Source organism: Streptomyces sp. NPDC001393, assembly GCF_053597455.1.
Map to the genome: position 1 here is coordinate 430,268 of NZ_JBSFIH010000002.1, position 9,627 is coordinate 439,894.

At 72.2% G+C, this 9,627-nt stretch carries 10 protein-coding genes; 7 read left to right on the plus strand and 3 right to left on the minus strand.

The window, feature by feature from the left end:
• Positions 1 to 179 precede the first annotated feature (179 nt).
• The 6 genes from paaA to ACWC2T_RS05005 all read left to right on the plus strand — a co-directional run bounded on the left by paaA (position 180) and on the right by ACWC2T_RS05005 (position 5,190).
• Entirely contained in the window at positions 180 to 1,247 is a 1,068-nt protein-coding gene (gene paaA / locus ACWC2T_RS04980) for a 1,2-phenylacetyl-CoA epoxidase subunit PaaA (protein WP_450669043.1), read from the plus strand.
• The gene (gene paaB, locus ACWC2T_RS04985) at positions 1,244 to 1,531 is read left to right on the plus strand and encodes a 1,2-phenylacetyl-CoA epoxidase subunit PaaB (protein ID WP_190016117.1); all 288 of its coding nucleotides are present in this window, start codon (positions 1,244 to 1,246) and stop codon (positions 1,529 to 1,531) included. The genes paaA and paaB overlap by 4 nt, the downstream gene beginning before the upstream one ends.
• A complete protein-coding gene (paaC, locus tag ACWC2T_RS04990) occupies positions 1,528 to 2,247 on the plus strand; it encodes a 1,2-phenylacetyl-CoA epoxidase subunit PaaC (RefSeq protein WP_450669044.1) in 720 nt (239 codons plus the stop codon). The genes paaB and paaC overlap by 4 nt, the downstream gene beginning before the upstream one ends.
• Positions 2,241 to 2,792 (plus strand): 1,2-phenylacetyl-CoA epoxidase subunit PaaD, encoded by a 552-nt coding sequence (paaD, locus tag ACWC2T_RS04995; protein WP_450669045.1) that lies wholly within the window; start codon positions 2,241 to 2,243, stop codon positions 2,790 to 2,792. The genes paaC and paaD overlap by 7 nt, the downstream gene beginning before the upstream one ends.
• Entirely contained in the window at positions 2,792 to 3,856 is a 1,065-nt protein-coding gene (locus ACWC2T_RS05000; RefSeq protein WP_450669046.1) for a 2Fe-2S iron-sulfur cluster-binding protein, read from the plus strand. Before paaD ends, ACWC2T_RS05000 begins: the two co-directional genes overlap by 1 nt.
• A 191-nt stretch (positions 3,857 to 4,047) precedes the next feature.
• Positions 4,048 to 5,190 carry an acyl-CoA dehydrogenase family protein gene (locus ACWC2T_RS05005; protein ID WP_450669047.1) on the plus strand — a complete coding sequence of 381 codons (1,143 nt, stop codon included), beginning with the start codon at positions 4,048 to 4,050 and terminating at the stop codon, positions 5,188 to 5,190.
• Between the two features lie 53 nt (positions 5,191 to 5,243).
• On the opposite strand, the gene ACWC2T_RS05010 is transcribed toward ACWC2T_RS05005, so the two are convergent.
• The 3 genes from ACWC2T_RS05010 to ACWC2T_RS05020 form a co-directional block, all read right to left on the minus strand.
• The gene (locus ACWC2T_RS05010) at positions 5,244 to 5,573 is read right to left on the minus strand and encodes a rhodanese-like domain-containing protein (protein ID WP_450669071.1); all 330 of its coding nucleotides are present in this window, start codon (positions 5,571 to 5,573) and stop codon (positions 5,244 to 5,246) included.
• Positions 5,574 to 5,642: 69 nt separating this feature from the next.
• Positions 5,643 to 6,455: a hypothetical protein gene (locus tag ACWC2T_RS05015; RefSeq protein WP_450669048.1), complete on the minus strand. Its 813-nt coding sequence runs from the start codon at positions 6,453 to 6,455 to the stop codon at positions 5,643 to 5,645.
• A 251-nt stretch (positions 6,456 to 6,706) separates the two neighbouring features.
• Positions 6,707 to 8,104 carry a DUF2252 domain-containing protein gene (locus tag ACWC2T_RS05020; protein ID WP_450669072.1) on the minus strand — a complete coding sequence of 466 codons (1,398 nt, stop codon included), beginning with the start codon at positions 8,102 to 8,104 and terminating at the stop codon, positions 6,707 to 6,709.
• Between the two features lie 483 nt (positions 8,105 to 8,587).
• Between ACWC2T_RS05020 and ACWC2T_RS05025 the strand changes: the two genes are divergently transcribed.
• Positions 8,588 to 9,376, plus strand: coding sequence for an Fpg/Nei family DNA glycosylase (locus tag ACWC2T_RS05025; protein ID WP_450669049.1), 789 nt, complete (start codon positions 8,588 to 8,590; stop codon positions 9,374 to 9,376).
• The last annotated feature ends 251 nt before the right edge of the window (positions 9,377 to 9,627 follow it).

Sequence of the window (9,627 nt, forward strand, 5' to 3'; positions counted from 1 at the left end):
ACGCGGCACGGCCCGACACTCCGCCCTACCCCGACCTCCCGCCCGTTGTCCACAGGCTGCCCGCCGGAGTTTTCCACAGCGGTTGACACCCCACGGCGGCCCGGCACACCATTGACTACGCACGGACCGAACGATCGGTCGGGACAGTTCACCGCAGAGCCCGAAGTCAGGGGGAGCGCATGGCCACAGCAGCCGCGCAGCGCACGGCCCGCACAGAGGCGGACGGCGCACCGGACACCGTCGGCACGGCGGCCTACCAGCACGCCTTCGACGCGGCCGTCGCCGCCGACGAACGCATCGAACCGCGCGACTGGATGCCCGACGCCTACCGCGCCACCCTGGTCCGGCAGATCGCCCAGCACGCGCACTCCGAGATCATCGGCATGCAGCCGGAGGCCAACTGGATCACTCGCGCGCCCTCCCTGCGCCGCAAGGCCATCCTCATGGCCAAGGTCCAGGACGAGGCCGGCCACGGCCTGTATCTGTACAGCGCGGCCGAGACCCTCGGCACCAGCCGTGACGAACTGCTCGACAAGCTCCACAGCGGCCGCCAGAAGTACTCCTCGATCTTCAACTACCCGACCCTGACCTGGGCCGACGTCGGCGCGATCGGCTGGCTCGTGGACGGCGCCGCGATCACCAACCAGGTACCGCTGTGCCGCTGCTCCTACGGCCCCTACGCCCGCGCCATGGTGCGGATCTGCAAGGAGGAGTCCTTCCACCAGCGTCAGGGCTACGAACTGCTGCTGGCCCTCAGCAAGGGCACACCCGAGCAGCACGCGATGGCGCAGGACGCGGTCAACCGCTGGTGGTGGCCCTCGCTGATGATGTTCGGCCCGCCCGACGACGAGTCCCAGCACTCCGCGCAGTCGATGGAGTGGAAGATCAAGCGTCACTCCAACGACGAGCTGCGTCAGCGCTTCGTCGACATCTGCGTCCCCCAGGCCGAGTCCCTGGGCCTCACCCTCCCCGACGCCGACCTGCGGTGGAACGAGGAACGCGGGCACTACGACTTCGGCCCGATCGACTGGACCGAGTTCTGGGACGTCCTCAAGGGCAACGGCCCGTGCAACGAACAGCGGATCACCCAGCGCAGGCGCGCCCACGACGAGGGCACATGGGTACGGGAAGCGGCCGCCGCCTTCGCGGCCAAGCGCACCAGCGGCACCACCAGCACTAGCGACACCAGCGGCACCAACGCGACGGCACACGAGACAGGCCACGAAACAGAAGCGGAGCGAGCATGAGCACCACCGACTGGCCCCTGTGGGAGGTCTTCGTGCGCTCCCGGCGCGGCCTCTCCCACACCCACGCCGGCAGCCTGCACGCCCCCGACGCGGAACTCGCCCTGCGCAACGCCCGCGATCTGTACACCCGCCGCGGCGAGGGCGTGTCGATCTGGGTCGTCCCGGCCACCGCCATCACCGCGTCCTCGCCCGACGAGAAGGACCCGTTCTTCGAGCCGGCCGCCGACAAGCCCTACCGGCACCCGACCTTCTACGAGATCCCGGAAGGAGTGAAGCACCTGTGACCGCCACCGTCCCGGTGACCGCCGCCCTCGCCCTCGGCGACGACGCCCTGGTGCTCTCCCACCGCCTGGGGGAGTGGGCCGGGCACGCCCCTGTCCTGGAGGAGGAGGTCGCCCTCGCCAACATCGCCCTCGACCTGCTCGGCCAGGCCCGGATACTGCTGTCCATGGCCGGCGACGAGGACGAACTGGCCTACCTGCGCGAGGAGCGGGCCTTCCGCAACCTCCAGCTGGTCGAGCAGCCGAACGGCGACTTCGCCCACACCATCGCCCGCCAGCTCTACTTCTCCACCTACCAGCACCTGCTCCACGGCGAACTGGCGGCCGGAGACGGCCCGTTCGCCCCGCTCGCCGCGAAGGCGGTCAAGGAGGTCGCCTACCACCGCGACCACGCCGAGCAGTGGACCCTGCGGCTCGGCGACGGCACGCAGACCAGCCACGAGCGGATGCAGCGCGCCTGCGACGCACTGTGGCGGTACACCGGCGAACTCTTCCAGCCGGTGGAAGGGCTCGACGCCGACTGGCCGACCCTGGAGACACGCTGGCTGGAGTCCGTCCAGGACGTCCTCGGCCGGGCCACGCTCACCCTCCCCGAGGGACCGCGCACCGGCGCCTGGTCGGCCGGCGCCGGCCGGCAGGGCCTGCACACCGAACCCTTCGGCCGGATGCTCGCCGAGATGCAGCATCTGCACCGCAGCCACCCGGGGGCGACATGGTGACCGCCACCGCCCTGGAGACAGAACTGCTGGAGCTGGCCGGCTCGGTGCCCGATCCCGAACTGCCGGTGCTCACACTCCAGGAGCTGGGCGTGGTGCGCGCGGTGCATCTCCACGGCCCCGGCACGGTCGAGGTCGACCTGACCCCCACCTACACCGGCTGCCCCGCCATCGAGGCGATGAGCGTGGACATCGAGAGAGTCCTGCGCGCCCACGGCATGCACGACGTCACGGTCCGCACGGTGCTCAGCCCCGCCTGGACGACCGACGACATCAGTCCCGAAGGGCGCCGCAAACTCCAGGAGTTCGGCATCGCTCCCCCGCGCGTGCGCTCCGCCTCCGGCCCCGTGCCGCTGACTCTCGGGCCGACCCGGACCACCTCCGAGGCCACGAGCCGCACCGACGACGCACTCACCGAGCCCGTCCGCTGCCCGCACTGCGGCTCCGCCGACACCGAACTGCTCAGCAGGTTCTCCTCCACCGCGTGCAAGGCACTGCGCCGCTGTCTCGTCTGCCGTGAACCGTTCGACCACTTCAAGGAGTTGTGATGGCACGCTTCCACCCGCTCCCGGTGGCCGAGGTCGAACGGATCACCGACGACTCCGTCGCCCTCACCTTCACCGTCCCGCCCGAACTGCGCGAGGAGTACCGGCACGCACCCGGCCAGCACCTGGCGCTGCGCCGGCAGGTCGACGGCACCGAGATACGGCGCACCTACTCGATCTGCTCCCCCGCGCCCGACCCGGCCGGCGCGGGCCCCGACACCCTCCGGGTGGGCGTGCGGCTGGTCGAGGGCGGGGCCTTCTCCGCCTACGCGCTGAAGGAGATCAACGTCGGTGATGTGCTGGAGGTGATGACCCCGGCCGGTCGCTTCACCCTGGAACCGGCACCGGGGCTGTACGCGGCGGTCGTCGGCGGCAGCGGCATCACCCCGGTGCTGTCCATCGTCTCCACACTGCTGGCCCGCGAGCCGGCGGCCCGGTTCTGCCTGATACGCAGCGACCGCACGGCCGCCTCGACGATGTTCCTGGAGGAGGTCGCCGATCTGAAGGACCGCTATCCCGAGCGGCTTCAGCTGGTGACCGTGCTCTCCCGCGAGGAGCAGCAGGCGGGTCTGCCCTCCGGCCGGCTCGACCGCGAGCGGCTCACCGGGCTGCTGCCCGCGCTGCTGCCGGTCGGCGAGGTCGCGGGCTGGTTCCTGTGCGGGCCGTACGGGCTGGTGCGGGGCGCCGAGCAGGCGCTGCGCGAGCTGGGCGTGGACCGGTCGCGCATCCACCAGGAGATCTTCCATGTGGACGCGGGCCCGTCCCCGGCCACCACCGCTCAGGCTCCCGCGCACAGCACGGTCACCGCCCGGCTCGACGGACGAGGCGGCACCTGGCCGGTGCGCGACGGCGAGACGTTGCTGGAGACGGTCCTGCGCAACCGCCCCGACGCGCCCTACGCCTGCAAGGGCGGCGTGTGCGGGACGTGCCGTGCCTTCCTGGTCTCCGGCGAGGTCCGCATGGACCGCAACTTCGCCCTGGAGACGGAGGAGACGGAAGCCGGCTATGTACTGGCCTGCCAGTCGCATCCGCTGACGGAGCAGGTGGAACTGGACTTCGACCGCTGAGGGCAGCGTCTGCCGTCTAGGCGGGAGCCGACTCGGCGGGAGCCAATTCGGCGGAGGGGCGGGGTGGGAGGGGGAGGGGGAGGGGCCCCAGGAACACCGGAAACACCGGGATCCCATGCCATTCCCTTCTCCTAGAACCTGTTCTATCTTGACGCTCCGTCAGATCACCGACCCCGTCGAAGGGACAGGCCGTGGACTTCACCTTCACCGAGGAGCAGCGGGCGGCGGCCGAAGCGGCGCGCGGGGTGTTCGCCGGGGTGGTACCGGACGCGGTGCCCAGCCCGGCGCTCACCACCGGTGCCGTGGCCGAGGGCTTCGACCGGGAGCTGTGGTCCCGGCTGGCCGACGCGGACCTGCTGAGCCTGCTGCTCCACGAGGCCCACGGCGGTTCGGGTCTGGACGTGATCGCGCTGTGCCTGGTGCTGCGGGAGTCCGCCAAGGTGCTCGCCCGGGTGCCCCTGCTGGAGCACAGCGCGGCGGCAGCGGCCGTACAGGCCTTCGGCGGCGCAGAGTTGGCGAACCGTGTGCTGGCGCGGGCCGGACGGGGTGAGCTGGTTCTGACCGTCGCAGCGAACGGCCGTACCGGCCATGACCCTGCCGAACTGTCCGTCGGCGCACGGCGGGACGGTGCGGTCTGGGTGCTGGACGGAGTGCAGACCGCGGTGCCGTGGGCGTACGACGCGGACCTCGTCGTCGTACCGGCGCACCTCGAGGGCACGGCCGCCGAGCGGACCGTGCTCGCGCTGGTACCGCGCGAGCGGGACGGGGTGGTGCTCGCCGAGCAGGTGTCCACCAGCGGGGAGCGGCTGGCCGAGCTGCGGCTCACGTCCGTGCGGATCGCCGCGGAGGATGTCATCGAGGCCGAGGGCGCCTGGGAGTGGCTGCACTTGCTCCTCACCACCGGCAGTTGCGCGCTGGCGCTCGGGCTGGGCGAGCGGGTGCTGGCGATGACCGCCGAGTACACCGGCAAGCGGGAGCAGTTCGGGTATCCGATCGCGACCTTCCAGGCGGTGGCCGTGCAGGCCGCGGACCGGTACATCGATCTGCGGGCCATGGCTGCCACCCTCTGGCAGGCGGCCTGGCGGATCGCCTCCGGGGCGCAGGGAGCGCTGCCCGCCGCCGGGGATGTCGCGGTGGCGAAGATCTGGGCGTCGGAGGGGGTGCGCCGGGTGGTACAGACGGCACAGCATCTGCACGGCGGGTTCGGTGCCGACACCGACTACCCACTGCACCGGTATCACGCCTGGGCCAAGCACCTGGAGCTGGCGCTCGGCCCGGCGGCGGCGCACGAGGAGCGGCTCGGGGATCTGCTGGCCGCCCATCCGCTGGGCTGACCGTGCGGCCCCGCCACCGGGGCAGCGGGGATCGGGCTACAGCGGGGATCGGACTACAGGACGAAGCCGGGCCGGCCGTCGTCGGTGATCACCGGGCGGCCCGCGGTCTGCCAGACCTGCATGCCGCCGTCGACGTTCACGGCGTCGATGCCCTGCTGGACCAGGTACATGGTGACCTGCGCCGAACGGCCGCCGGAGCGGCAGATGACGTGCACACGGCCGTCCTGCGGTGCGGCCTCGGTCAGCTCGCCGTAGCGGGCCACGAACTCGCTGATGGGGATGTGCAAGGCTCCCTCGGCGTGGCCCGCCTGCCACTCGTCGTCCTCGCGGACGTCGAGCAGGAAGTCGCCGTCCTTGAGGTCCGTGACCTCCACCGTGGGCACACCAGCTCCAAAACTCATGTCCCCGACGCTACCCGAAGAACCGCCGGGGCCGGACGGACGAGCCGCGGCTCAGGCCTTCCCCAGCAAGGCCGACAGCTCCGCCTCCCGCTGCGCGATGTCGGCGCGCAACCGGGCGGCGATCTCCTCGAGCAGCCCGTCGGGGTCGTCCGGGGCGAGCCGGAGCATGCCGGCGATGGCGCCCTCCTCCAGTTCACGGGCGACGAGGGTGAGCAGTTCCTTGCGCTGGGCGAGCCATTCGAGGCGGGCGTACAGCTCCTCGGCCGGGCTCGGGCGCCGCTCCGGCGGCACCGGGCCGGCCGCCCATTCCTCGGCCAGTTCCTTCAGCAGTGTCTCGTCGCCACGGGCGTAGGCCGCGTTGACGCGGGTGAGGAACTCCTCACGCCGCTGCCGCTCCTCTTCGTCCTGTACGAGGTCGGGGTGCGCCTTGCGGGCCAGCTCGCGGTAGAGCTTGCGGGCCTCCTCGCTGGGCCGTACCCGCTCGGGGGGCCGTACGGCCTGGTCGGTCAGCATGGCGGCGGCCTCCGGGAACAGGCCGTGGCCGTCCATCCAGCCGTGCAGCAGCTCTTCCACACCGGGGATCGGCAGGATGCGCGCGCGGGCCTCCTCGGCGCGGCGGATGTCCTCCGGGTCGCCGGTGCGGGCGGCCCTGGCCTCGGCGATCTCGGCGTCCAGCACCTCGATGCGTGCGTAGAGCGGGCCGAGCCGCTGTTCATGCAGCCGGGAGAAGTTCTCGACCTCGACGCGGAACGTCTCCACGGCGATCTCGTACTCGATCAACGCCTGCTCGGCGGCCCGTACGGCCTGCTCGAGCCGTTCCTCGGGCCGCGGCGCCTGGGACTGTTCGGCTTCCGGGGTCGTCACCCGCCCAGCGTAGCCGCTGCGCTCGGCCCGGGCCGGGATGCGGTGCCCCGCCGTGGGGCTAACGGCCGTCGCCGGGCGCGGATCCGTCGTGGGGCTGTCTGCTGCCGTGGGGCTAGCGGCCGTCGCCGGGCGCGAGTCCCTCGTGGAAGGTCAAGGGTGGTTGCCCGCGCCCACGCACCGGAGCCGCATATCGATTCGGCCTCGCCCCTGACGGGCGCTGCAGTTCCGCCCCTGGACAGCGCCGCCCTGCCTCACACGCCCAGCTCCGCCGCGATCCGCCCTGCCCGGATGCCCGTGACCAGTGCGGCGTGGTCGGCCTCGGTGCGGTCGGCGTAGGTGACGGCGAAGGTGGCCATCGCCTCGTCCAGTTCCTCGTTCTTGCCGCAGTAGCCGGCGATCAGGCGCGGGTCTGCGCCGTGGGAGTGGGCGCGGGCCAGCAGGGCGCCGGTCATGCGGCCGTAGTCGTCGATCTGGTCGGCGGCGAGGGCGGCGGGGTCGACGCTGCCCTTGCGGTTGCGGAACTGGCGGACCTGGAAGGGACGGCCACGGACCGTGGTCCAGCCGAGGAGGATGTCGCTGACCACCTGCATCCGCTTCTGGCCGAGGACGACCCGGCGGCCCTCGTGTTCCACCTGCGGCGTCTCGAAGCCGGCCGTGGCCAGATGCGGGACGAGCGCGGAGGGGCGGGCCTCCTTCACCTGAAGGACCAGCGGCTGCTCACGGTGGTCGAGGAGCAGCACGACGTAGGACCGGGTTCCGACACTGCCGGTGCCGACGACCCGGAAGGCCACGTCGTGCACGGCGTGCCGGGCGAGCAGGGGGTGCCGGTCCTCGCTGAGCGTGTCGACGTACGCCTCCAGGGACGCGGCGACCGCCGCCGCCTCGGCGTCCGGGATGCGGCGCAGGACCGGTGAGGCGTCCACGAAGCGACGTCCGCCGTCCGCCACCGCCTCGGTCGCCTTCGCCGCGAAGCGGCCGCTGGTGTTGGCGCGTGCCTTCTCCGAGACCCGCTGCAGGGTGCCGAGAAGGTCGTGGGCGTCGGTGTGGGAGACCAGTTCCTCGTCGGCGATGGCGTTCCACGCGTCCAGCACCGGCAGTCTGGCGAGCAGGCGCATGGTGCGGCGGTAGGCGCCGACCGCGTCCTGCGCGGCCGCGCGGCAGGTGTCCTCGTCGGCGCCGGCCTCCCGACCGGCGAGCACCAAAGAGGCGGCGAGCCTCTTCAGATCCCACTCCCAGGGGCCGTGCACGGTCTCGTCGAAGTCGTTGAGATCGATGACGAGGCCGCCGCGGTGGTCGCCGTACAGGCCGAAGTTGGCCGCGTGCGCGTCTCCGCATATCTGGGTGCCGATCCTGGTCATGGGGGTGCGGGCCAGGTCGTACGCCATGAGTCCGGCCGAGCCGCGCAGGAAGGCGAAGGGGGTCGCGGCCATCCGTCCGACGCGGATGGGGGTCAGCTGCTCTATACGGCCGGCGTTGGACTCGATGACCGCGCTCACCGCGTCGGGGCGGGAGGCGTCCAGGTCGAGCGTGCGGTGCGCGCTGCGTGGCACGCCTGTCCGCAGCGCCTTGCCCTCCTCCTTGGGCGAACCCTGCCGCGGCCACTGGGCGAACCCGCCCACCCGCGGCAGCCGGCGCGTCCCCCGGTCCATCGCGTCCGCCAGCACTTCCCGACCGGTTCCGGTCACCGCGACCGCCTCCCCCGAACGCCCTTCGGCACGAACACCGACACCAACATCAACTCGTTCAGACCGTACAGCCGGTGCCCGGAACGCGTCAGGCCCTGTGGATGACGCCCTGTGGACAACCTGCTCCGCGCAGAGAGCCGTCGACCGGCATGTGAGGAAGAGCGAGCGGGCGGAGCGGGGAGAGTGAAGGGTACGAAACGGTACGAACGGCGGCGCGCAGGGCACTCGGAAGGGCGGAAGGCCGGAAGGGCGATCCAGCCAGTGTCGGCATCGGCACCTTCACAGGCCCGGCATCAACCCGGCGCAGCAAGGAGGCCGCCGTGGACCTGAGGCGGAAACCGGCGTCCGCGACCGCATCCGCTCCCGCCCTCACGCGGGCTCAGGCGGCTCTGTCCCGCAATCCGCCGAGCGTCGTCCGCCGGTACGGAGGCGTCCGAGGCGTCCGCCGTGCCTGAGCTGCCGGATGTCGAGGGTTTCCGCAGGGTGCTCGTGTCCTGCGCGAAGGGCAGGGTGATCCGCCGCGTCGACGTGCGCGACGCGGGCGTCCTGCACGGCATGAGCGCACGGCGGCTGCGGGACGCGCTGGAGGGCCGGCGGTTCACCGAGCCGGAGCGGCACGGCAAGTGGCTGCTCGCCCACACCGGCGGCCCCACCCTCCTGCTGCACTTCGGCATGACCGGCCGGCTGCTCTGTGCCGGTCCCGACGACGCCGTCGAGGCTCACGACCGCGTCCTGTTCGACCTGAGCGGCGACCACCAGCTCCGCTACCGCGACCAGCGCAAGCTCCAGGGCCTCTGGCTGGCCGACGACGACTCCGACGTGGCCCGGCTGCTGGATGGTCAGGGGCCCGACGCGCTGGCCGTGGGCCGTGGGGACTTCGAGGCCGCGCTCGGCGCACGCCGCGGTCACATCAAAACCGCGCTCACCGACCAGTCCGTCCTGGCCGGTCTCGGCAATCTGCTCGCCGACGAGATCCTGTGGCGTGCCGGGCTGCACCCCGCGGCCCGGGCCGGCGACCTGACGGAGAGCGATCGCCGGCAGCTGTACACCCACATGCGGCGCACTCTGCGTTCCGCGGTCACCGCCGGCTGCGTCCCACCGCGCGGTGCGTGGCTCACCGGCCACCGCGACGATCCCGACCCGATCTGCCCCCGCTGCCACACCCACCTGCGCCGATCCCGGCTGGCAGGCCGCGGCACGGTGTGGTGCCCGAAGTGCCAGCCGGGCGCGGCATGAGCCCGAAAGACAGAAACCCAGCCGACCCCAGAGCCCATGGGGGCTGCCCACCAATTCCGTGAGATAGCTCACCGCCGCCCCGGGCATCCGCCCGTCCACAGACTGTGCGATGCCTCACGCTCGCCGTCACGGCTCACGGGCTCACGGCTCACGGGCTCACGGGCTCACGGGCTCACGGGCTCACGGGCTCACGGGCTCACGGGCTCACGGGCTCACGGGCTCACGGGCTCACGGGCTCACGGGCTCACTAC

Bases quoted from the DNA above. Each gene is read 5' to 3' on its own strand.
- ACWC2T_RS05020 (WP_450669072.1), bottom strand. From the start codon at position 8,104: ATGGACCGGGGGACGCGCCGGCTGCCGCGGGTGGGCGGGTTCGCCCAG.
- paaB (WP_190016117.1), top strand. From the start codon at position 1,244: ATGAGCACCACCGACTGGCCCCTGTGGGAGGTCTTCGTGCGCTCCCGG.
- paaA (WP_450669043.1), top strand. From the start codon at position 180: ATGGCCACAGCAGCCGCGCAGCGCACGGCCCGCACAGAGGCGGACGGC.
- paaD (WP_450669045.1), top strand. From the start codon at position 2,241: ATGGTGACCGCCACCGCCCTGGAGACAGAACTGCTGGAGCTGGCCGGC.
- ACWC2T_RS05000 (WP_450669046.1), top strand. From the start codon at position 2,792: ATGGCACGCTTCCACCCGCTCCCGGTGGCCGAGGTCGAACGGATCACC.